The 22820-nt window shown below is 44.6% G+C and carries 18 protein-coding genes; 4 read left to right on the top strand and 14 right to left on the bottom strand.

Annotation, left to right across the window (positions count from 1 at the left end):
* Nucleotides 1–11: 11 nt before the first annotated feature.
* From VNM22_16590 to VNM22_16575, 4 genes are all read left to right on the top strand, one after another.
* Entirely contained in the window at nt 12–620 is a 609-nt protein-coding gene (locus tag VNM22_16590) for a TAXI family TRAP transporter solute-binding subunit (GenBank protein HWP48776.1), read from the top strand.
* 5 nt (nt 621–625) lie between these two features.
* Complete coding sequence (gene bamD, locus VNM22_16585) at nt 626–1375, top strand: outer membrane protein assembly factor BamD (protein HWP48775.1); 750 nt, start codon at nt 626–628, stop codon at nt 1373–1375.
* 132 nt (nt 1376–1507) lie between these two features.
* Complete coding sequence (locus tag VNM22_16580; protein ID HWP48774.1) at nt 1508–3157, top strand: acyl-CoA synthetase; 1650 nt, start codon at nt 1508–1510, stop codon at nt 3155–3157.
* 399 nt (nt 3158–3556) lie between these two features.
* A complete protein-coding gene (locus tag VNM22_16575; GenBank protein ID HWP48773.1) occupies nt 3557–6556 on the top strand; it encodes an FG-GAP-like repeat-containing protein in 3000 nt (999 codons plus the stop codon).
* Nucleotides 6557–6597: 41 nt separating this feature from the next.
* On the opposite strand, the gene VNM22_16570 is transcribed toward VNM22_16575, so the two are convergent.
* From VNM22_16570 to VNM22_16505, 14 genes are all read right to left on the bottom strand, one after another.
* Nucleotides 6598–8064, bottom strand: a complete 1467-nt coding sequence (locus VNM22_16570) for an oligosaccharide flippase family protein (GenBank protein HWP48772.1) — start codon at nt 8062–8064, stop codon at nt 6598–6600.
* Nucleotides 8065–8128: 64 nt separating this feature from the next.
* Nucleotides 8129–9052 (bottom strand): glycosyltransferase family 2 protein, encoded by a 924-nt coding sequence (locus tag VNM22_16565; protein ID HWP48771.1) that lies wholly within the window; start codon nt 9050–9052, stop codon nt 8129–8131.
* 96 nt (nt 9053–9148) lie between these two features.
* Nucleotides 9149–9802 (bottom strand): PIG-L deacetylase family protein, encoded by a 654-nt coding sequence (locus VNM22_16560; protein HWP48770.1) that lies wholly within the window; start codon nt 9800–9802, stop codon nt 9149–9151.
* Nucleotides 9795–10853: a hypothetical protein gene (locus VNM22_16555; GenBank protein HWP48769.1), complete on the bottom strand. Its 1059-nt coding sequence runs from the start codon at nt 10851–10853 to the stop codon at nt 9795–9797. Before VNM22_16555 ends, VNM22_16560 begins: the two co-directional genes overlap by 8 nt.
* 17 nt (nt 10854–10870) lie before the next feature.
* Nucleotides 10871–11839 (bottom strand): NAD-dependent epimerase/dehydratase family protein, encoded by a 969-nt coding sequence (locus tag VNM22_16550; protein ID HWP48768.1) that lies wholly within the window; start codon nt 11837–11839, stop codon nt 10871–10873.
* A gap of 102 nt (nt 11840–11941) precedes the next feature.
* Nucleotides 11942–12754 (bottom strand): sugar phosphate nucleotidyltransferase, encoded by an 813-nt coding sequence (locus tag VNM22_16545; GenBank protein ID HWP48767.1) that lies wholly within the window; start codon nt 12752–12754, stop codon nt 11942–11944.
* 67 nt (nt 12755–12821) lie between these two features.
* Nucleotides 12822–14138 carry a DUF4910 domain-containing protein gene (locus VNM22_16540; GenBank protein ID HWP48766.1) on the bottom strand — a complete coding sequence of 439 codons (1317 nt, stop codon included), beginning with the start codon at nt 14136–14138 and terminating at the stop codon, nt 12822–12824.
* A gap of 136 nt (nt 14139–14274) precedes the next feature.
* Nucleotides 14275–14814, bottom strand: a complete 540-nt coding sequence (rfbC, locus tag VNM22_16535; GenBank protein ID HWP48765.1) for a dTDP-4-dehydrorhamnose 3,5-epimerase — start codon at nt 14812–14814, stop codon at nt 14275–14277.
* Complete coding sequence (locus tag VNM22_16530; GenBank protein ID HWP48764.1) at nt 14811–16049, bottom strand: class I SAM-dependent methyltransferase; 1239 nt, start codon at nt 16047–16049, stop codon at nt 14811–14813. The genes rfbC and VNM22_16530 overlap by 4 nt, the downstream gene beginning before the upstream one ends.
* Nucleotides 16050–16062: 13 nt before the next feature.
* The gene (locus VNM22_16525; GenBank protein ID HWP48763.1) at nt 16063–17091 is read right to left on the bottom strand and encodes an SDR family oxidoreductase; all 1029 of its coding nucleotides are present in this window, start codon (nt 17089–17091) and stop codon (nt 16063–16065) included.
* A gap of 789 nt (nt 17092–17880) precedes the next feature.
* Entirely contained in the window at nt 17881–18831 is a 951-nt protein-coding gene (locus VNM22_16520; protein HWP48762.1) for a GTP-binding protein, read from the bottom strand.
* 152 nt (nt 18832–18983) lie between these two features.
* Nucleotides 18984–20747: a glycosyltransferase family 39 protein gene (locus VNM22_16515; GenBank protein HWP48761.1), complete on the bottom strand. Its 1764-nt coding sequence runs from the start codon at nt 20745–20747 to the stop codon at nt 18984–18986.
* A 762-nt stretch (nt 20748–21509) separates the two neighbouring features.
* Entirely contained in the window at nt 21510–22178 is a 669-nt protein-coding gene (locus tag VNM22_16510; protein ID HWP48760.1) for a peptidoglycan-binding protein, read from the bottom strand.
* Nucleotides 22179–22310: 132 nt separating this feature from the next.
* Nucleotides 22311–22625 (bottom strand): peptidoglycan-binding domain-containing protein, encoded by a 315-nt coding sequence (locus VNM22_16505; protein HWP48759.1) that lies wholly within the window; start codon nt 22623–22625, stop codon nt 22311–22313.
* Between the last annotated feature and the right edge of the window lie 195 nt (nt 22626–22820).

The following is a 22820-nucleotide window of genomic DNA, read 5'->3' as shown; positions in this document are numbered from 1 at the left end:
AGCCTCTGATTATGGATCGAAGAACCTTCTTTCGGCTTACTCTAATAGGAATGGCCGGATTTCTGATGGGTCACAGTCCGTATCGACAGTGGGTGGTTTACAGGAGAAAGCGTCTCTTTATTTTGACCAGCGCTGCAGAAGAAACTGCTTTCCCCTTCGGTCAAACCGTTGCCCAGGTGCTGGCTATCTACTTCCCCGAGAGTCAGGCCATGGCAGCCAGGGCAAGAGATTCTCTGGAAATTGTAAAACTTATCGGAAGTCAACAACTTGATGTGGCCCTTCTTCAAGCTGATGAAGCTCAAGACGCCTTCCAGGGAAAGGGAAAGTTCCAGGAGGAAGGACCTCTTCCAACTTTAAGAACCTTGTTTGTTTTTGGATCTTACCTTCTCGTCTGTCGAGAGGATTTTTCAAAACAAAAAGCCTATCAGATCGTAAAAACTTTGGCTGAACACGAGGAGAAATGGAAATCCCCAGGATTGGATTCGGCGGAGTCTGCCAACTTTTTCACTAAAAATAATTCAAGCCTCCAGACCATGAACTTTATTCCTCCTTTTCACCCTGGAACTCTTGACTTCTATGAAGGACGTCCCTTCCCAACCGAACAGGAGGAAATGCATTGAAGGCCGTGAGATTTCCAGCTTTCCCACTCCTCTCTCCCTCTCCCGTTCTCTTGCTCTGTCTTTTCGTAATAGTTTTCTACCTCTCTCCCTTCCCGGTTACTGCCCACGTGATTATCGATCCCGAGGCTATTCAGGGAATCCTTGCCGAAATCGACAAGGATTATCGGGAGTCTAAAGAAGGGATGACCAGTGAAGCGAAAGCAGAGGCCCTTTATCGCCTGGGTGAGAGAAGCCAGAGTATTGCCGATCTTCTCAATCAGGATCTCTTGGCCCACGGTCGAAGTGATCTTCTGGCTCAATTCCTTATCAAAAGACTGGAAACCTATGAAATCAAAATTACCTTTTCTGAGCAGGAGCAGCGTTATGTTTACGATCTGGCCGCTTTTCGGGAATATCTAAATCAGGCCCCTTCTGGGAAACGAGCCGCTGAAGCCAGATTTCAGGTGATCGCCCGAACTTTCTACGAAACCCTGGGAACCGATCCTTCGAAGATTGTGAAAACCGATGTTGCAGGGCTTATGAAAGCCGTGGCTGAAAAGGAACGGTTTCTGAGGGAATACCCCCAATATGAAAAAATCAAAGAAGTTCTGTTCTTTCTGGCTGTGGATTACTACCGCCTGTTAAAGAATGTTCAAGACCCGGAAAAGGTGAAAGAATATCGACGACTTTCCAAGGAAGCTTTGGAACGGCTTGTAACAGGATACCCGGGAACTATAGAGGCCCGGGCCGCTGAGACCCTTTTAGAGGGATTGTAGAAGTAGGGGAGTGTGGGAGTGTGGAGGTGAAAGTATGGGGGTATAGGAGAATTTACCCCTGTACTTCTATACCTCCATACTTTCACCTCCACACTCCCACACTCCCCTACCTCCATGCTTCGAAGGGAGGTGATGGACGTGGAGGACCGTTATGAAAAAATTTATCGTGAATTTCAATGGTCCATTCCCGAGCACTATAATATTGCCGTAGACATTTGTGACCGGCATGCGGCTTCTGATGAAAAAAAACTGGCTTTAATTTATGAAGATAACTCCGGTCGGATAGAAAAATATACCTTTGGAGATTTAAGAAGCTACTCTAACAGGCTGGCCAATCTGTTGGCGCATTTGGGAATCAGCAGGGGGGATCGGTTCGGGATCGTGTTATCCCAACAGCCGGAGACGGTCATTGCACACCTGGCCGGTTTCAAACTGGGTTTAATTAATATCCCCCTGTTTACCTTATTTGGTCCAGATGCTCTGGAGTATCGTTTACAAAATAGCCGGACCCGAATAGTTATCGTTGACGTGGAGAATCTGGATAAGATTTTGGAGATAAAACCCAGGTTAGAAAATTTAGAGTATATTATCTGTGTAGGCTGGCCGGATAAGCCGGCCCCCCAAGGAATTATCAACTACACCCAGGTGCTATCCAAAGCCTCGGATCGCTTTACCCCCCTTGCAACTACCGCAGAGGATCCTGCTTTAATCATTTATACTTCTGGGACTACAGGTCCACCTAAAGGAGCTCTACACGCCCATCGGGTTTTACTGGGACATTTACCCGGTGTTAACCTGGCCAACAACTTCCTTCCGCAGCCGGGTGATCTTTCCTGGACTCCTGCAGACTGGGCCTGGATTGGGGGTTTGATCGATGTTTTATTCCCCAGTTTGCATTACGGTATTCCGGTTGTGGCCTTTCGTGCAAAAAAATTCGATCCCGAGAAAGCCCTCGACCTGATGGTTCGACATGAGGTCCGAAATACCTTTCTACCACCTACGGCCTTAAAAATGCTACGTACCCTCACAGGGATCAAAAACAAATATCCTTTACGTCTTCGCTCGGTTCTTAGCGGTGGAGAACCTTTAGGAGAAGAAGTGCTGGAATGGGGGCGTGCTGAACTGGGTCTGGATATCAATGAATTTTATGGACAAACCGAAGCCAATTTGCTGGTAGGTAACTGTGCCGTCATCATGCCCATCAAACCCGGTTCCATGGGTCGACCAACTCCCGGTCATAAGGTGACCGTCGTCGACGAGAAGGGAAATCCCCTCCAACCCGGTGAAGTTGGGGAAATCGCGGTTAGGAAAGGCGATCCGGTCATGTTCCTGGGATATTGGCAAAACGAATCGGCGACCCGGGAGAAATTTATCGGTGACTGGTTATTGACAGGGGATATAGGTCATTTCGATGAAGACGGTTATTTCTGGTTCCGGGGTCGCAAAGACGACGTTATTACCAGTGCCGGTTATCGGATCGGTCCGGCTGAAGTGGAAGATTGTCTGTTGAAACATCCCGCCGTAGCCCTCTCGGCCGTCATCGGCGTCCCGGATGAAATCCGAGGAAGCGTGGTAAAGGCATTCATTATCCTGAAGGAAGGATATACCGCTTCTCCAACCCTGGCAATGGAGATTCAAAATTTTGTCAAAACCCGATTGGCTGCCCACGAATATCCCCGAGAGATAGAATTTGTCACGGAGTTGCCTATGACGGTAACGGGTAAAATCAAACGTGGAGAATTGAGGAAGAGAGCTCAAAGCTCGAAGAGGCTGCAAGGTTAAATACGGAGTAAAGTTAAATTTGCTTCGTTCTCTGCCCTCATTCCCAGCCCCTCTCCCGAAGCTTCGGGAGAGGGGAAGGTCCTCTGAAGGATGGGTATTACTCACCGTGCAGGTAGGTTAATACCCCGTCTTCAATCCGGGTAGGTGAAAGGATAAGCCTGGAATGGAATGGAGCAGGTCCCTTTAGATATTTAACAGGGGTAAGGATCATTAAATTGAAAAACTGTTTTTAATGAGAAATAATAAACCTTAAGAAAAAACAAGAAGTCAAAAAAGAAACAGGAGTGTAAATTTTTAATCATAAAAAACCTGCATGAGATTCCCTCCTGAAAAGGAGGTGATGAGATCTTGTGTTTAAAAAAATAATAGATAACCTTTAACCATTGGTTAAACTCATAGATGAAATCCTTACAAAGGTATGGGTCGGTAGTTAAAACAGCAGTTAAACATAAGATATTTTTTATTAAATTCTTCTTTAACCATAGAATCGATTTTATTTTTTCAGTTCTCGTAACCCTCTTTTTGTGGTTGAATCTTTCTTCCTGGATTGCATATGCCCAAACCGCTCCTCCCCCCTTTACCAGCGGTTCCACCACTGCAGCAAAATTTGGAACTTATGAGGTTGTCTTGACTGGTAATGGATCTGTAATGAATCCTTTTGATACCCCGGCAACGGTTACATTTATTCCCCCATCCGGTACAGCAAATGCTGTAACCGTATCTGCCTTCTATGATGGTGGTAATACCTGGCGGGCTCGCGTTTATGTAACAGAAACCGGTACATGGCAGTGGTTCTCGAATTCTCCAACGGATTCTGGATTAAATAATAAATCGGGGACCTTCATTGCAGTAAATTCGAATCTACGCGGATTGCTCAGGAAAGACCCTGTAAATCCTCGGGCCTGGAGAAGCGATGACGGGCGACCCTTCTTCCCCATCGGAGATACGGCATGGTATCTTTTTCACAATCAGGAAGCACTCTGGCAACAATATGTCCAGGATGATGCGGCAAAGGGAATTAATCTCCTGGGTCCGGTGGGTGCTTTAGGCAGCCCCTTTACCGGTCCAGACTCCTGGGGTAACGGTCATAACACCGGCAATGATCCGTGGATAGCCGGAGATACAAGCCGTTATGATCTCACCAAGTTCCAAAATGCAGAGAATCGGTTAATATGGACATTTAATAATTATCCGGAGTTGTACATCCAATCTCAACTCTTTGGAATGGAATGGCAATCCCAGTGGTTCAGCCTACCCCAGTCGGTACGAAACAATACGATGCGATACATGATCGCACGCTGGTCTGCATTTCCTAACCTCTTGTGGTTGGTCAGTGAAGATCAAGATGTCACAAACAGTACCACATTAGCCTTTAATCGAGAGGTAGGTAACTTCTTTGCTTCCATGGAGCCATGGAAACACTTAATGTCTACTCTCCCCAACCGTTTTCAAGGATTTCCATTTACCACTCCAGGTGATCTTAACTGGGTCGGTTATATCAGTTTCCAGGATTCCGGAGGTCCTGGAGCGTCTCAACTCAAAACTTATAGGTTTGATACCGTTCCACTTCATGTCCAATTCTGTGAAGACTACTATGAACAAGACTACGGGGGGCCACCCAGTGGATATAGTGATCCAAGATTCTATATACGCTGGAGCTTCTGGTCCTGGATTCTGTCCGGGGGATCGTATACCTATGGAGGTCGATGGGGTGTCATTCATCCCTATACTCAGACCGGGAGTCCCAATCTTCGATGGATAGGAGCCGGTGGGGTAAATTATACGGGTTATCAACTTCATGGTCTTGATTCTGTTCCCTATATCTGGTCCTATTTTAGGGATCGAAACATTGATTTGAGTCTTTTCCAACCCAATGACAATCTGGTAACCTCCTTTGCCATTAAACCAGGCTACAGTTGGCGTCCCAAATTGATGCAGAGGGGTACCTCTGAATTCATCGTCTACAATCCCAATGCCGGTTCAGAAGGGCAATCTGCTACGATAGAACCAACTATAACGGCAAGTATGACGATCGATTTAACTTCTGCCCCGGGCACTTTTCAGGTAGAATGGTATCGACCCCACGACGGTGTGGCTCAAAGTGGAGGAACCGTCACCGGTGGTGGATTACGTAACTTTACGGCACCATGGCAGGGCTACGACGTAGTACTTCGTTTATATACAGCTTCTACCCCGACTCCGACTCCGACCCGAACTCCAACGCCAGTTCCGACTCCGACTCCGACTCCAACTCCGACTCCGACCCGAACTCCAACACCAGTTCCGACTCCGACTCCGACTCCGACTTTGATCCCAACAGGAATACCAACCCCGACTCCAAGCCCAATGCCGGCATCAACCCCAGGACCAGATCCTACATCAATTCCAACGCCAACTTCAACCCCTACTCCTATACAGATACAGACCCCGACTCCGACTCGGACCCCGACCCCGGTTCCAACTCCAACCCCGACTCCGACTCGGACCCCAACGCCGACTTTAATTCCAACAAGAACGCCGACCCCAATTCCAACCCAGACCCCAAGACCTATTTCTACAGCTACACCAACCCCTACTTCCAATTTGATTCCGGACTTCTTCTCCCTTCCTATAAGTTGGGGGATTTCTGGAGATACTCCCATACCTCAGGATTATAACGGAGATCGCTGGGCAGACATAGCCGTATGGCGGCCTCTGGAAGGAAGCTGGTATATTTTGCTGAGTACTGTCGCCAGCGGCCTTATCCAACCCTGGGGACAGGTAGGAGATAAAGTTGTGCCGGGTGACTTTGATGGAGACAATAAAGCAGATATAGCAGTCTTTCAGCCCTCTACCGGACTCTGGTTTATCCTGAACTCTTTCACAGGACCTGTTGTAAAAAAGTTTGGAAAAGCTTCAGATATTCCAGTACCTGCCGATTATGATGGGGATGGGAAAACCGATATAGCGGTCTTTCGACCGTCTCTAGGTACGTGGATTATCAGACCTTCCCATGGAGGGTCTTTGATCCTGATAAGGTGGGGGCAAAATAACGATATTCCGGTACCTGCCGATTATGATGGGGATGGGAGGGCAGATCTGGCCGTTTGGCGACCCGATGAGGGAACCTGGTATATCAGTTTCTCAGGAGGAGGTTTCTTTATAGAAAAATGGGGCCTACCCGGTGATGAGCTGGTACCTGCCGATTATGATGGGGATGGGAGGGCAGATCTGGCCGTTTGGCGACCCGATGAGGGAACCTGGTATATCCATTTCTCAGGTGGGGATAGCCGGGTAACCTTATGGGGCCTGCCTGATGATATACCGATCCCTGCAGACTACAATGGAGATGGAAAGGCAGAATTAGCGGTCTGGAGACCAGGTAATGGAACCTGGTATATCCTTTTTGATAAGGAGTAGCTGGAACGGGAAGAAAATCTTTTGGGAGGGGAATTTGCTTTTTAAGATACCAGACCCAACCTTTGAAATAATCGACCTTTAATAAAAAAGATCTCTTCCGGTTCGAAGAATCCTATTAAATAAAGGGTTATGGGATAAGAAATTATCATGACCAGTTTAACTAAAATATCCAGAAGAGGCAACGGAATCGATATCTGAGAACTTATCCAATAAATGGCTAAGGCCGATAGAATTATTTTAAGAATTCGGACAAAGTCATAGGGAACAGGATAGTACTTTTGTGAAATGAAAAATGCCATAACAGGACAGAAGGCGAAAGATACGGTTGTGCTGATGGCCGCACCCATAAAACCTAGCCGGGGAATGAGTAAAAAGTTTAAGCCTAGGTTAAGGGTTGCAGCCAGGAAGCTGATAGTAAGATACCAAAAATTTTTGTTATTCATAAAAATTCCTATATCCACAACATAATACAGGATGTAAAATGCGTAACCTAAAACGACCCAGGGTACAACGCGATAAGCAGGCAAAAATTCTGGTGCAGCAATGAAAATGAGTACGTCTTTGATAAGTATAGAAATGATTAACCCCACAAAAGCCAGAATAAGAATTAAATAAGTAGTAACTTGCCTGAAAACTTCATTTCTGTTTATCCAACGCTTATAAATCTCAACTCTTTTAGGAGCCCAGGTTAAGTGAAAAGGGTCTCCCACAAAGATATTTAGCATCATTCCGAACTTATATCCTAAGGAATAGATACCTACTGCATTGAGGTCTGCAAGCCGATTCAGAAGAAAACGGTCCCCCATATTCAGGATAAATATAAAAAAACCGCTAAGTATAAGAGGCGCGGTGTACTTGAGTAACATAGGTATCTGAGAGATATCAGGATGGAATTTTACTTTCAAAAGCATATATCCAACCAGAAGCAGGCAGATAAGACCATTAGAAATAACCATACTCATGAGAATTCCCAATACCCCCCACCCTAATCCAACAATAAAATAAATATTTAAAGAAAGCCCCAAAACAAGTTGTAAAAGAGAGACTACAGTAAAGTAACCAGATTTTTCTAAAATCCTTAAATAGGTGTAAGAAACTGCGTTACAGAGTTCAAACGCTAAACTCACAAATATGAACGTAAAATGCCGGCTATACGCTTCACTTCCAAATACCCAGCGAGAGATAAATTCTCTGCTTGGAAGAAGAAAACACAGAGCACCCACCGAAATAACCACAACAGTCATCAGGATGGTACTCACCAGTCTGTTTTTATCCTTCATGTTCTCGGATTCAGGATAGAATCTTACCAAGGCAGAAGGGAGTCTCAATCCTAAAATCATGGCTAAAATAGTTGAGGTAAGGGTGAGTAGTTCTAAAATACCGTAATCTGATGTACTGAGATAGTGGGTATAAATGGGAATCATAAAAAAACCGACCACTTTAGTCAGGATATTACCCAGGGTATAAATGGAAGTATGTTTTGCAATGTTTTTAAGATCTGCAATCATATCAAAGAATTAAGCCGGGTTCAAGAAACAAACTCAGGTTTATAGCTGACGCCTTCAAAAGGCTTTAGCCTAAAATTAAGTTCTTCTTTAAAGAGTGGAACAGCCTCTGTCTGAGAATTTTGAGAGCCTGTATTAACTCCAGGATCAATTGTTTTGCATCCCACCGGGTAAGTTTTAAAACGGTAAGGATCAGGTATAACTTTTCAACAAAATCAAGGGGAGCGCGCTTGATAGAGCGAAAATGCTCGACCAGATGCCTCCAGGAGGTTAAGGAAATATTTCCCACGGTCTTAGGATCATAATGTGCCTGCTGCCTTTCTACAGAAGGATCACTACTTGCAGCCTGTGGATGAATTCGTCGAAAAAATAAATACTCGGGTAGCTCAAAAAATTGACCGTATAAAGTCAGTTCTGCAAGTAAAACAATATCCGAGGCGATATAATTTCCAAGAAGTGAAGTTTTACTTAATAGATCTGAACGTATGAGTCCAAACATGGCATTAGACAGGCTTAATCTAAGAAATAACTGGTAAAAACGGTCTCTGGCTCGGGGAAATCGTAGATCAAGGCAGTCGTCATATTGACGGACAACCTGTCCGAATTCATCAATAATATTTGTTTTAGGATAACAGAGAACCACCTCGGGGTGCCTGTCTAAAACTTCTTTACACTTTTCCAGAAAGGTAGGAGCACACTTATCATCTGCCGACATCCACTTGAAGTATTCTCCTGAGGATAACTCAAAAACACGATTAAAATTTTTGGAGGCACCTAAATTTATATCGTTCCGAAAATACCGAATTCGCGGATCTTTAGCCGCATAGTCTTTGCAAATTTGTTCTGTACCATCTGTTGAGGCGTTATCTGAGATGATCAGTTCAAAATCCTCAAAAGTCTGAGCTAATATTGAATCCAGCGCTTCTCTTAGGAACCTTTCACCGTTATATACCGGTAACCCAACACTTATAGAGGGTCTACGAGTATTCATGGAATAACTCCTAGCCCAAATTGTAACTTATCTATAAGTACCAGTCTTTAAATAAGTTATAATCAAGCTATAGTTAAGTTATGGAGATTAAAATTCTTAAAGAACTACTTTTCTACAATAAAAAGCCTCAGCATATTTAGACGGTGCGTTGGATTCGACGCCCCGGATCCGGAGTAAGGACAAAAAGGTATCTGCTGTAAACCAATGTTTGGCTTGCTGAGTTTTAAAACTGTTGAGAAGATATTCAATCTTTCTATGGCAGGTTGATTCATCTAAATGTACGAAGAAATTAGGAGATCCTAGATCGCCATCATATTTAATTATTTCATACTCGAGGATAAAATGATTTCTAAAAGTATTCCAGGTGAGTTCAGAAATGAACCGATGGTCTTGATGTAAATCATTTCGGTAATGGGTAAAAATGAGGTCGGGAGAAAATTCTTGTTTTAGCCGTTCAAAATATTCTTTGATTTCCTTACCAACAAAGGGAAAAAAACCGTCTCTAAAATCCTTGATGATAATATTCTTTTCGGTCGTTTGCTTTAAAAAGAGATCAGCACTTTTTAAAGCTTCTGAGGCTCTTTGCGGGGTGGAACTAAAAACGATCCAGTAAACTATACTCTTTTCCAGACTTTCTAATAGCCTGAGGAGAGTGCCCCCACAACCGATTTCAATATCGTCGCAATGGGAGCCCAGGCACAAAATCCTGTAATCTGAGTTACTCCCTTTAGTAAAGTTCAATTTAAGCATTTCTTGTTTCCTTTTGTGAAGGTTCTTCGACTTTCTCGAGCCATATTTCTCTCCAATATGGAAAGATACTTCGTGGACAAAGCTGATGGTAAACCCCTTTACAAATCACGTCTTCGAGGATAATGCAGTCATTGGGTAATTTTATCATTTTTCCTGTTTTTTCATGGATGATCTTTTGGACCCTCCTGGCGACTCGATAGGTCCCTCCGCAATAAAGGGTCATCTCCACATCAAAGGATAAACCTCGATTTTTATTGTTTACATCCAGGGTTTCTAAGATTTCTTTATGGCTTTTAACCCGAACAAGTTCTCCGGGTTTAAGATTTAATACCGCCGACGGGGTTTTCTTAAGCTTTCCTTGTAGATAGGGATAAGGATCCTTACCTCGAATTTTTTGAAAGGTATTAAAGAGCCATAACAAGGCTCTATAACCGATACCTACATGGAGAATTTCATTGAAAATCTCGAAAAATAGGGTGTGAAGAACCTCCAGGATACTCCGATTACCGGATCTTAAGTCCCTGAGGTAATGCTGGAGATCCCACCGGGAAAGGTCCGATGTGGCTCTTCGTAATTCCGTCGCCTGGCAAGAAAATACTTCCCCCTCCCTATCTGAGGTACAGGGGACGACCTCACTTCGGGTTGCTTTAAAAAGCGTCTCGAGGGTACAAAGGGGTTCTTCAGCCCGTAGGGGCGGAAGGCCTTCCGCCCGTACTTCTACCCTTTTAAGCCAGGCCTCCTTCCAAAATAGTAAACATCCCGCTTCACAGCCCCCATGAGCTTCTCCATCACATCTTAATCCTTCCAGATGTACGGTATTTACCATTCGTCTACATCCAGTTTTTTCGATGGTATCACAAGTTTTATCGGCTCTTTTATAAACTTTGAATCTTTTGCCACAATACTTGAGCATTTCCGGCATGAAGGGAAGAGCTTCTAATCTACCCTTTTCATCGAGGGTACGAAGGATTTCGTCTGGACTTCGTACTTCCACAATTTCTCCAGCCTTTAGATTCAAGCTATATTTTTTCTTAGATTCATTTATTTGCATATAAGATAATTTCTCCTTTATGGAGACCCCCTAAAGTAGGGGCGGAAGGCCTTCCGCCCGTACTTTCTATACCAGTCGACCGTTCGTTTTAATCCTGCTTCTAAGGAAGTTGTAGCCTTCCATCCTATCAGGGCATATGATGTTGCTGTATCGGCGACTCGTATTTGTTCAAGAGGTCTTTCACTTAAAGCCCCGAATAGAGGTTGAATTTGTGGATTGATCAAACGAACCAGGTGTTCTACGAGGGTACGAATGGAAACCAGATTTCCCGATCCTATATCCACGGTGCTGCCTTCTATATGGGCTGCCTGGGCTGCAGCAAGAAATCCCTCTACCACATCTTCAACATAGATCCAGTCAACCGGTCTTCGGCCACTGGTGAGCTTTGGAGCCTCTCCCCGGAGTAAAGAAAGTATCGTATACGGGATAAGCTTCTGTAGATCCTGTTGGGCGGGTCCATAAACCATGAAGATACGTAGAATAACGACAGGAAGTTGATAAAGCGCGTGAAACATACGGGCATAAGCACTTCCCGCCCACTTGGCCACGGCATAGGGTGAACAGGGAACGGCCGATAGATCCCCTTGTTCTGGTTCTTCCAGGGAACCGGCCAGGATAATTCGTTTACAGCCGATTTCATTTACTACCATTAAAAGGTTCAAAGTACTGACCAGGTTGTTACGAAAGGTCGTCATGACAGAGCTCGCATCCCGAGACCCGGCTACATAGCTCGCCAGATGAAAGATTAAATCGGGCTTAATATTCCTTAGAAGATTCCGAACCTGCTCTATTTCCGCTAAATCTCCTTGCCACCAAAAAGGGCCGCTCTCCCCTCTGGAGCGTTTTATTCTGGAAATAGCATGCACTTCTGCACCACTCTTACACAGACGGGAACATAAATGGGATCCGATAAATCCACTGGCACCGGTAACGAACACCCTTTGGCCTGAAAGCTGATAAAGAGATCTGACTGATTTAGTTTCCATTTATAATCATCTCTTATAATTATGGAAATTTAACCGTAGGGGCGGAAGGCCTTCCGCCCCCTGTACGGGCGGAGGGCCCTCCGCCCTTCGTTTTTTTAATCTTTAGAGTGAGATTTGGATTGATTTTGTTCTTAGCTTAGAAGGTTTCCACACTTCCCAGGGGGTATCTCCCCGGGCATACATCTCATCTAAAATTTGCTTATCTTTAAAGGTATCCATACACATCCAGAATCCCTCATACTTCCAGGTGATGAGTTCTTTCTTCTCAATAAGCCGCAAAAAGGGTTCTTGAACCAAGTCTTCTTCCGGCTTTATGTAATCGAAAATTTCCCTTTTAAAGACGAAAAATCCCCCGTTTATCCAGATATCCGACTCAGCTAAACTTTGTATGCCGGTTACTGTTCCATCCTCTTGGGCTGAAACAATATGAAAGCTATGATTCGGTCTCACAGAGAGAAAGCATGCTATCTTATCATTTTTAAGAAAATAATCTATCAAGTTCGGAAGATAAAAATCGGTGAGGCCATCGGTGTAATTGGCCAGGAATATTTCTTCTCCTTCTAAATATTTTTCAACGGCTTTTAACCTCTGACCGACGTTTGAATTTAGACCGGTATCTACAAAAGTAATTTTCCAGTCTTGAATATCTCGATTGAAGAGCTGGAGCTCTCTGCCTCCATTGGATAAAATAAAGTCATTGGAAAGATACTCCTTGTAATCCAGGAAATAGTTCTTGATGGTATCCGCCTTATAACCCAGGCAGAGGATAAAATCTTTATATCCATAATGGGCATAATACTTCATTACATACCACAGTATGGGTCGGTATCCGATATGTACCAGGGGCTTGGGAATGGTTTCAGAATATTCTTTTAACCGCATTCCCAGACCACCACAAAATAAAACGACTTTCATCTGAATCTCTCCTTTGGCCTTGATGATTTGCAATAAATTGTAGGGGCGGAAGGCCTTCCGCCCCTACTTAATCTGAAAGTTCCTCCAGCAAATCATGCTCCATGAGAACGTCTGCCACATTTTTAATTAAATCGAACTTTAAACCAGATCTGTCTGCGATATCCAACAGCGTGTGGTTACCGTCGGACAGATTCAGAACCCAAAGTAGGGCCAGCTCAAAAGTTCCCACATCTTTTTGCCCTCCCATTGCCCGGTATAATCCCCTTTTACCTAACTGGGGTTCGCACTTGGGATTTTTGTTCAAATATTTCTTGTTATTCTCCAGAACATTCAAAACGGCCAGGTATTTTGAAAAGGAATCTGCCAGATACTCCGGTCGAACGAAATCCAGATTGTCTGCTGAGGTGTGGTACTCCGGAAAACGACCCTGGGGGGTTCTCATGAGACATCCCACAGGGAGATTAAATCCAGGCGAACAAAACTGCCTTTCGTCATAACCATAGGGGGAGAAGTCTAAAATCTCATAATCTTGACCGGAATGCTTTAAGATGTGACTGACCGCTTTATCTATTTCTGCATCTCCCCGGCGACTTTTCTTATAGGTGGACTTACCCGAATCTCCTACGTTGGCTACTACCAGTCCATGCCTGATCCTGGACACATGGGTTTCATTTAAACAGAGCCAGGTAATAGAACCGATGGTTCCTGGAATGAAAAGAAATCGATAGGAGTATCTGAGTGAAAGGGAACCTAGTTGTTTGGCCAGGAAGGTTACCAGGGAAATACCCGAGAGATTATCATTGCAAAGTGAGGGATGACAGGTATGACAGGTCAGGAGGATTTCCTCTGAACTTTTTCCTGGAAGGTAATATTCTCCATAGGTTAAATGACCTTTTTCCAGGGAAGCGTCAATACACACTTCATATTCATCTTCCTCTAACTCCAATAATTGCTTGTGACTTAGACAGAAACCCCAGTTTTCCTTGTAGTAGGAGGTTCGATAGGGGATCCAATCCGGATACTCTGGTAGTGTGAAAAGATGTTCCCGTAACTCGGCCAGGGATACTTTGGTCTTGATCGGTATGCTATAATTTACAACGTGCAGGTTAGATTTCTTGAAATCTATAATCTTCTTACCCTTTGAATTTTTTACATAGGCATCACGGATGTTCCATTCTTTGGGAACCGTCCAGTCGAACACCTGAGTCCCGGTTGGAACTTCATACCTGTTTAAGGGAATGTAATTTTTAATTATCTGCAGGGTCTGTCGGAAACCATCTCCCGTAATACTCCGGCAGATAGGATACAACTCAGAGATGAGGTGATACATCTCTTGACCGATTTCGTCAGGTTTTAAAATCGCAGTAAGTTGAGCTATATCCATTTTTCTAACAGATTCGGTTCCCAGGCCTTACATGTACGGGCGGAAGGCCTTCCGCCCTTACTACGCCCTACGGTGGACCAGGTTTTACCTGAGACGAATCCATGATTTGTTCTACCCGTAGCCCCATAGGTTTATTTTATCTGCCCACTTCAAAATCTGGATGAGTTTGATCCTTTAACGAGATGATGCGTTCCTCGGTTTCAGGCCAGATAATCTTAAACTGGGGATCATTCCAACGTATCCCCCGGCTGTAGAGGGGCATGTAAAATTCGGACATCTGATAAAACACTTCGGTATTGTCCATCAAAGTCTGAAATCCATGGGCAAAACCTTCCGGTACGTATAACATTTTGCGATTCTCTGCCGTGAGTTCCACAGCAATCCATTCCTTATAGGTTTCGGAGTTCTGACGTAAATCGATAATCACATCGTAGATAGCTCCGGCAGTACATCGAATCAATTTAGCCTCCTGATAGGGGGGAGCTTGATAGTGCATTCCCCGCAAGGTACCCTTTTTCTTGTTAAAAGAGATGTTACACTGTACCAATCTTGGATTGAGCCCATGTGCTTCAAACTCCCGCCGGCACCAGGAACGGGCAAAAAAGCCACGCTCGTCTTCTCGTCTTTCCAGCTCGATAAGGTAAGCACCTTTGAGTTTTGTTGGCTTAAAAATCATGGATAAATCCTTGGCTCGGGGATAGGTACAAGGAATTGACCTCCCCAATTCCGTATGTACGCCATCTGTTCCATAATTTCGTCTTTGAAATTCCAGGGTAGGATCATCACGTAATCCGGTTGAGTCTCCTTGATTTTATCCGGCGGAAAGATAGAAATATGGGTTCCCGGTAAAAACTTACCTTGTTTATAAGGGTTACGATCCACGGTATAATCCAGAAAATCAGATCGGATACCACAGTAGTTCAATAAAATATTTCCTTTACCCGGAGCGCCGTATCCGACAATAGATTTTCCCGATCGTTTGATACCGATCAGGAGTTCTAAGAGTTTACGCTTGGTTTCCTTCACTTTTTCGGCAAAGGAAGTATAATAGGTCAGATGGGTAATTCCGGCGGCTTCTTCTCTAGATTTAAGTTCCCTGGCCCTCTCACTTACAGATTGAGCAGAGTTCCCTGCGTGACAGGCATAGATTCTTAACGAACCACCATGGGTCGGGAGTTCTTCCACATCAAAAAGCTTCAATCCATGTTTTGCAAATATCTTTTCGGTGGTAAACCAGGAAAAATAGGAGAAATGTTCGTGGTAAATCGTATCGAATTGATTTTCCTCCACCAGGCGCATGAGATGGGGGAACTCCAGGGTAATAACGCCCTGGGGTTTAAGGAGTACTTTCAGGCCCTTCACGAAATCATTCAAATCGGGTACCTGAGCTAATACATTATTACCCACTAAGAGATCGGCCTGTTTACCTTCGGCGAGCAATTCACGGGCTAATTCCTCCCCGAAGAACTTAACTAGCGTTGGAACTCCTTTAGCTATGGCGGCTTTGGCAACATTAGCTGCAGGTTCGATTCCCAGAACCGGTATCCCCATAGCCACAAAGTGTTGAAGCAGGTAGCCATCGTTACTGGCCGGCTCTATGACTAAACTCCGGTCATTCAGCCCAAGCCGTTTCGTAATCATTTCTACATATTGTTTGGCATGCTGGACCCAGCTATCCGAATAGGATGAGAAATAGGCATATTCCGAAAATATTTCTTCAGGAGCTACATAGACCTCCAGTTGAACCAGAAAACAACGCTCGCAGACGTAGGGATGGAGGGGATAGAACGGCTCCATCCGGTTGAGTTGATCCTCGCTTATATAACTTTCACAAAGAGGAAGCATTCCTAAATCCACAAAGATGTGACGTAAACCAAAACCACAAAATCTACAACTCGGAATATTTATCATCACAAAATTCCTCCTATTTATCACGCCAGCGCAGGTTCTCGTCTAATCGGCCCTCATGGATCAGTTTCTTAATCTGATCAATTCGTTTGTATTTTGGACCTTCAAAGTCTGTGATCGTCAGTCCGACTTGTTGGTAAGCTTTATAAAGTTGTTCGGCTCCCTGTCTGGCATTCCACTGGGGTTTATATTCAGGTAGGGTACGGATCAGTTTACCGGAATCTACCCGGTAACATCGTTTATCCGGGCCTGCATCCTTTGCAAATTCAATGTAACAATGGGGAATCGTTTGTTTAACTATCTCTGCTATCTCACGAATACGATAATTTTCTTCTGGTCTGCCGACATTAAATGCTTGATTATGTACAAGTTCACGGGGGGCCTGGAGTACAGCCAGGAAGGCACGAGAAATATCCTCAATATGAACAATAGGTCGCCAGGGAGTCCCATCACTTTTCAAAAAGATTTTACCGGTTATGAAAGCGGAAGCTGTCAGATTGTTGAGAACCACATCAAGGCGTAAACGAGGGGATACCCCGTAAGCCGTTGCACTACGGAGAAGGATGGGGGAGAAATTATCGTCGGCCAGCTTTACCAGGTCTTGTTCGGCACGTACTTTTGAAATTCCATAGGCGGTAACCGGATGAAAAGGGGCTTCTTCATTCAGTAAAGCATCCCCAGCAGCCCCATAATTACTACAGGATGAGGAAAAAAGAAAGCGGGAAATCCCAACTTGTTTGGCTATCTCAGCCAAACGAACCGTTGCTTTATGATTGATATCGTAAGTTAAGTCCGGGTTTAAATCTCCCAGCGGATCGTTGGATAACGCAGCTAAATGAATAACTGCATCAAAACCTTTCAGATCAGATGCTTCTACATCCCGCAGATCCTTTCTTATTTCTGGAACGAGGTCAACGTCACTTCCAAACGTGCATGTCTCGTAAAAATTCGTATCTAATCCTACTACCCTATGCCCCGCCTTTAGAAGCATAGGAACCATCACCATTCCAATATAACCTTTATGCCCTGTGACTAATACTCTCATGGATTATTCCTTTCTTGATTAAGAAATTGGGTCGATTCTGCATATTCCTTATCAAATTCCCACCAAAATATCTCGGCTTTTAACCAGCAGAGGACGGTTTCTTCACATCCTTGTAGTCAGCCTTCATTTCTTTATAATTTTGTTGTTCTTTAATCATAGGGTCAGATGTTATCAACACCGTGGATTTCACACAGAAAATATTTGAGATTTTCACCGAAACAGATACCTTGTACGGGCGGGGAAGGCCTTCCGCCCGTACTCTAATTAAACTCTTGTGAGTTATGTAACTACTTCCTTTTGCAATTCAAGTACCACCTTATAAAATGGGAGCCAAAAGTTTGAACCATCCAGAGGGTAGGCGAAGAACCAGAATATAGTTCGTAACGGAGGGCCTGATAAAGAAAAGGTCTAACTTTCAGACCTATAATCTGACAATTTTTTACTTTCCTTTTTAGGGAAGTTTCTTTTTTAAAAGAAGAGAATACCTTTTAGGAAGAAACGTCTAATTTTTAGACTCTCGTTTTTCCAATTCAACCCTCATCAACCATAAAACCCGATGGGTTTATACTCTTATATGGGTAGGGGAGGCTGGGGTTTGCATGCCAGACCATGCAGCATCCTACTCCTTTTTTAAGATAATGTAGACATTCAATATACGGGCGGAAGGCCTTCCGCCCCTACGGGTTGTAGGGGCGCAGTTACCAAATCCCTACAAGACCCTGTTATATTTTGTAGAGATGAAGCTCAGGATAGTATCTAAACCCCGGGAAGAAAAAATTTCCAGGCAGTTCAGGCTCGGATCTCACATTTTTCCAGGTTTTTAAGTATTTTTTCCTTAACGAGATGGATATTCTTCCCGATGAATACAGCTTGAGGTTTGATCTGATCCCCGTCTTTCAAGGTATACCAATTAAAATCAAACCGTCCGCAGGTGTAGTTAAACAGGGACGGCATGCTTTCGTTGATGAATTTCATGAATCCCTTAGCCCGATAGACATGGGAAGGTAACTCGGAGAGAAAACGCTCGAACTTTTTACGTTCCAGAAGGTTCTCACCCTTATAGATGAAAGCGGAGATTTCGTCCTGTTCCAGATGGGAGTGGCCTTCTGTATGGGGACCCGATGGGGAGGTACGAAGTTTTTCCCGATAATTCCGTACGCTCGTACCGAATAAAAGATCGGTTTTAACCTGACCATAGGAAGTAGGTAGAAGAAGCGCCCGGTCATTCAGTTTTTGAAGATACTTTTCAACTTTACGGAGGTGTTTTTCATCAACCAGGTCGATCTTGTTCAGAACGATAAAATCGGCTGCTTCAATCTGTTTTTCCGTAACCACGCTTTGAGAATGAATCCCCAACAGATTTTCTGCATCTACAACCGTGATCACCGCATCCAGGGTAAGACCGGCAACCCCCAACTCTTGAAGGAGGGGTTGGGGTTCGGCGACGCCGGTGGTTTCGATGATAATCAGTTCTGGATTTGTCGTTTCAACAATTTCCTGTATGGCCAGGGCAAAGCGAAATCCAATGGAACAGCAAATACAGCCGTTATCCAGTTCTACCAACTTTTCAACCGCTTCCAGATCTTTGATTACTTTTCCATCCACCCCCAGATCACCCAATTCGTTCATGACAATGGCTACCCGGCGGTTGTTGAGGCCGTGTTGCAGTACATATTTCAGAAGCGTCGTCTTTCCACTTCCTAAAAAACCGGTCACGATATCGCAGGGAATTTTATACATAGGGATTTCCCTTTGTCCATTGTCCGTAGGGGCGGAAGGCCTTCCGCCCGTACATGGGGCTGCCGTAACCTGCGTGGAGCAATCAAAGCCAGATCAGGCCTGTCCAAAGGTTACGACTTTGAAACAGCAAACAACGGACAATAAACCATGGGCTAATTGGATATTAAAACCATTCGTCTGACCTTTTGAGGATTAATCGGATCCCTTCGGTCACGGATCAGAATCGTTTTGAATCCTTCTAGTTTAAGAGAATTAAAATGGGTATCTTCCATAATAATGTAAACCGAATCGGACGATTTTAGAAGTTCATAAAGTTGAGCAGGCTCTTGAATAATAGGAACTATTCGTTTGACATAAAACTGAAGATCGTATCCATTGTATCGGTAATTGACCAGACGGTGAGAACCAACCCGGGAGGCCACCTCACGAAAGAACTCCTTACGGGTTCTCAAAGAATCCATTTTTGGAAGGCCTACGGTAAACCAGGTTCCCCAACCAACGGCAAGGGCCAGTATAATTACAGAGAAGACAAGGGACCCTCGAAATCGGAGAAAATGGGTTTTTGAATTTTTTGATTTAAGGAACAGAATAAGGAGGAAACTACTCAAAACAGCATATATGAGGCATAGAACAAGGGCTATCTTAACCAGATCTGGGAAAAAGAGATAAACAAAGATGAGGATCCCCATAGGTCCTAAGAGAAAAATACCTGCAATGCTGAGGATTGCGAAAGAGAAAAGTTTTTGTTGTCTCTCAGAAGCCTGACCGGTCAGATAGTTATCCCAGATCCATGCAACCAATAAAGCCAGGGCCGGACAGAGAGGAAGAAGGTAGTAGTCTCGCTTTGTGCTGGTTATAGAAAATATAAAAAAACTAGGCCAGATCCAAAGGAGAAGGAAAACAAGGGCAGAAGGTAAGGAGGTAGAAGGGTAGGATTTGGCTTTGTATTTCTCCCCGATAGCCAGGAACCCAGCCGGCAAAAATAAGGACCAGGGAGCCAGGGCTTCCAGCAAGGCGATAAAATAAAAATAAAAAGGTTTGGCATTCTGATAATTGGGACGTGCATAGCGAAAGAGGGTTTCCAGATAAAGGATTTCTCCAAGGTTAGGTACTCGGAAATAGACCAGGATGGCCCAGGGTAAGGTTATAAGCAGGAAAATCCCGATTCCTATTAAAATAGTCCGCCAGGGGCAAAGGGTAAAGGGTCGTTTCCGCAACAAACTCTCCTCGACCCTTTGCTTTTTGCCATCCTCCTCTGATTTACTCTCTGCCACCTCCTGTTTCCAAATCAACCTCCATCCTAAATAACCCAGAATGGGAATCCCTGGAATCATGACTCCGACAGGTCCTTTGGTCATGGTGGCTAATCCCATAAACACGAAGGCCCAAAGATAATATCGGCTACCGGATTTTCCCTGGCTTTGAAATCCCAGTAGAAAACATCCTAGGGTAGCCGTTGTTAACCAGGCCAGGGTCATATCCAGGTTGATGGAGCGTGACATAAGGATATACAAAGGGCTGGTAGCCAATATAAGAGCGGATAACCAGGCAATGCGATAATTAAAAAGTTGGAGCCCAATGAGGAAAGTCCATACCAGACCCAAAAATCCACCGATGACGGAAGGAAGACTCAGGGTATATTCGGTGACCTCTCCTGAGAGAAGAGAGCAAAAACCGGCCAGCCAAAAATAAAAGGGGGGTTTGGTGACCAGGATTTCTCCGTTAAGATGGGGAATAAGCCAGTCTCCCAAAGTCACCATTTCCCGCACGACCTCCGCCCGCATACCTTCGATATCTTTGGCCCAAATACTTTTCTCTCCCGCCTTAAACCAAAAGAACCCGCAACTGAGAAGGGCGAAGCCTAATACCGGTCCCAGTTTGTATTTCCAAATCGAATGAAAATCGGCTTTACCCATAAAAAGAGACCTGTCTATCTATTCACTATGAAAATGTTACCGGGTTACCCCTGAGGGCAATTCCTGGACTACCCTTAAACAAGGCAACTGCAGGGTCTATCTCCACGGCTTATGCCGTGGTTCCACAGGGAAACAGTATTCCCTTTTGACTATATTATAGCAGCTCTATTTACAAATACAATCTACAATAAAGGCTTGTACCTGTAACAATTTAGTAGGTGTTACTTTTTCTTCTGTCTAAACCCCCCCCAATCCCCCCTCGAGGGGGGACTGGGGGAGGTGTTCCCTTCCAGGGGGACTTCAGCAGCAACCCCACGTCAGTCCCCCAGCCCCCCGTATACGGGGGGATTAGAGGGGGGGGGGGTCAGGGGGTGTTTCTTTTTCCATCTACTAAATTGTTACAATTACTAAAGGCTTCTAAATCCTCCCTGGAAAGAAAAAGGCGGCTTCAGGGCCGCCCTCTAACCTGTATTATAACTTATAAAGGATTTACTTCTTGTGGACTAAGAAGTAAAGATTTTTTTTCAGTGTCATACTTTGTACCTTTCTACCCTCACGCCCGGCTCCTTTCCCCCATCCCTTCCCTCTCCGTCCACGGGGAGGGAAGGGATGGGGGAGAGGGGAGCGAGAAGGTTTAGGGGGCCAGCTTCCGGTGAACCTCCTCTCCCGAAGCTTTAGGAACGGGGGAAGAGGGGAGACCTGTGAGGTTCAACGTAGAAAGGGTAGAAGAGGTAGAGATTTACCTCCTTTCCAGAGTTATTCTTATCGTCTTTCGACGGGTTTAACTCGAACTTCTTTAACTCCTGGCGTGTTTCTTGCGATTTCTACGGCTCTATCCATATTTACTCCCGGAACATGGGGGGTGAGGGTTACAACACCGTTTTCGGTATCCACATCGATATCCAGAGCTTTTATCTGGTCATCGCTGGCAAACTTGGTCTTGATGGCCGAAGTGATGGTTGCATCGGAAATTTCCTCTCCTACTCCCTTGGCTGCTTTTCCTACGGCTTTTCCACCTGTTACCGCTCCTTCTTTAATGGTAGTTCCAATGTTTTTAAGTGTGGAAACCGCCCCACCTTCCTTTTTATGACCCTCTTCCCTTGCCTCTGTACCGGCTTTGGGAGTTATAGAGAGGTTCATGCTCTGAATAGTCTGTTCATCGATACGTCCGGTAATAAGAAGATTGTGTTGACGTTGATATTCTTGGAGCGCCGATCGGGTGGAAGGTCCCACAATCCCATCCACAGGTCCGGTGTAGAATCCTTCAGACTTCAAAATTTCTTGGACCTTCCTGATATCTGCCCTGGAAAGATTCATCTTTTCTTCACCCATCATGGGAACCGTTTGGCCAGATGGTTCCGCAGCCCATAGACTACTCCCCAGGGAAGAAAGAAAGAGGGTTAATGCCAACATAAAAACGCTTTTTTTCATACTTGATACCTCCTGTACTTTTTATTCATCTCCCGGAAATGGTCCAGAAGAAAATATAGGATCTCCCGTAGAAAATCAGATCCTCTATCTTTTCCTACCCATTCCCGTATTTCGCCTTTGGAAAGCCAAAGGCTAGGATCGCAGATCGAGTTTCATGGATCGAATCGTCTCTTTGTTGAGATATCCGGTTACCGTAAGATAGTGCCGCCTCTGATAAGACTTTAAGGCCGCTCGGGTTGCAGGGGTCATAATCCCATTGATGGGTCCTGTATAATACCCCTGGGCCTTGAGAAGCGCCTGCGCCTTTGCAATGGTCGCCCTTGAATAACGGGGCGCCTTTTTAACTTTCACTACGGTAACTTGCGAAGTGCGTGCTTCAACAAAGGGGACACTTCCTAAAGAAGAAAGGAAAAGAATTCCTAATAAGAGGATTCCATAGCTTCTCATACCTTTTCTCTCCCTTGGTAACCCTTTGATCATAAAGGCACCCTCTACGATTTCTCCTCCTAAAGATTTTTTACGAAAACATATAAGAATAAGAAGCCTTGAGGAATGAGAAAGGATAATAACTTTGCGTATTAAGTACCTCTATGATCCCTAACCAGGATTTCTTTAGATTCCTTAGGGTCCTATCTTCTTCTT

The organism is Candidatus Limnocylindrales bacterium (assembly GCA_035559535.1).
Taxonomy (GTDB): Bacteria; Moduliflexota; Moduliflexia; order Moduliflexales; family JAUQPW01; genus JAUQPW01.
This window is presented reverse-complemented; position numbering and strand designations above follow the sequence as displayed.

What these genes read in the sequence shown, in the direction of transcription:
- VNM22_16550 (HWP48768.1), bottom strand. Translation starts at nt 11,839, where the DNA reads ATGGAAACTAAATCAGTCAGATCTCTTTATCAGCTTTCAGGCCAAAGG.
- VNM22_16525 (HWP48763.1), bottom strand. Translation starts at nt 17,091, where the DNA reads ATGAGAGTATTAGTCACAGGGCATAAAGGTTATATTGGAATGGTGATG.
- rfbC (HWP48765.1), bottom strand. Translation starts at nt 14,814, where the DNA reads ATGATTTTTAAGCCAACAAAACTCAAAGGTGCTTACCTTATCGAGCTG.
- VNM22_16575 (HWP48773.1), top strand. Translation starts at nt 3,557, where the DNA reads ATGAAATCCTTACAAAGGTATGGGTCGGTAGTTAAAACAGCAGTTAAA.
- VNM22_16520 (HWP48762.1), bottom strand. Translation starts at nt 18,831, where the DNA reads ATGTATAAAATTCCCTGCGATATCGTGACCGGTTTTTTAGGAAGTGGA.
- VNM22_16590 (HWP48776.1), top strand. Translation starts at nt 12, where the DNA reads ATGGATCGAAGAACCTTCTTTCGGCTTACTCTAATAGGAATGGCCGGA.
- VNM22_16510 (HWP48760.1), bottom strand. Translation starts at nt 22,178, where the DNA reads ATGAAAAAAAGCGTTTTTATGTTGGCATTAACCCTCTTTCTTTCTTCC.
- VNM22_16565 (HWP48771.1), bottom strand. Translation starts at nt 9,052, where the DNA reads ATGAATACTCGTAGACCCTCTATAAGTGTTGGGTTACCGGTATATAAC.
- VNM22_16515 (HWP48761.1), bottom strand. Translation starts at nt 20,747, where the DNA reads ATGGGTAAAGCCGATTTTCATTCGATTTGGAAATACAAACTGGGACCG.
- VNM22_16530 (HWP48764.1), bottom strand. Translation starts at nt 16,049, where the DNA reads ATGATAAATATTCCGAGTTGTAGATTTTGTGGTTTTGGTTTACGTCAC.
- VNM22_16580 (HWP48774.1), top strand. Translation starts at nt 1,508, where the DNA reads ATGGACGTGGAGGACCGTTATGAAAAAATTTATCGTGAATTTCAATGG.
- VNM22_16560 (HWP48770.1), bottom strand. Translation starts at nt 9,802, where the DNA reads ATGCTTAAATTGAACTTTACTAAAGGGAGTAACTCAGATTACAGGATT.
- VNM22_16570 (HWP48772.1), bottom strand. Translation starts at nt 8,064, where the DNA reads ATGATTGCAGATCTTAAAAACATTGCAAAACATACTTCCATTTATACC.
- VNM22_16540 (HWP48766.1), bottom strand. Translation starts at nt 14,138, where the DNA reads ATGGATATAGCTCAACTTACTGCGATTTTAAAACCTGACGAAATCGGT.
- VNM22_16505 (HWP48759.1), bottom strand. Translation starts at nt 22,625, where the DNA reads ATGAGAAGCTATGGAATCCTCTTATTAGGAATTCTTTTCCTTTCTTCT.
- VNM22_16555 (HWP48769.1), bottom strand. Translation starts at nt 10,853, where the DNA reads ATGCAAATAAATGAATCTAAGAAAAAATATAGCTTGAATCTAAAGGCT.
- VNM22_16545 (HWP48767.1), bottom strand. Translation starts at nt 12,754, where the DNA reads ATGAAAGTCGTTTTATTTTGTGGTGGTCTGGGAATGCGGTTAAAAGAA.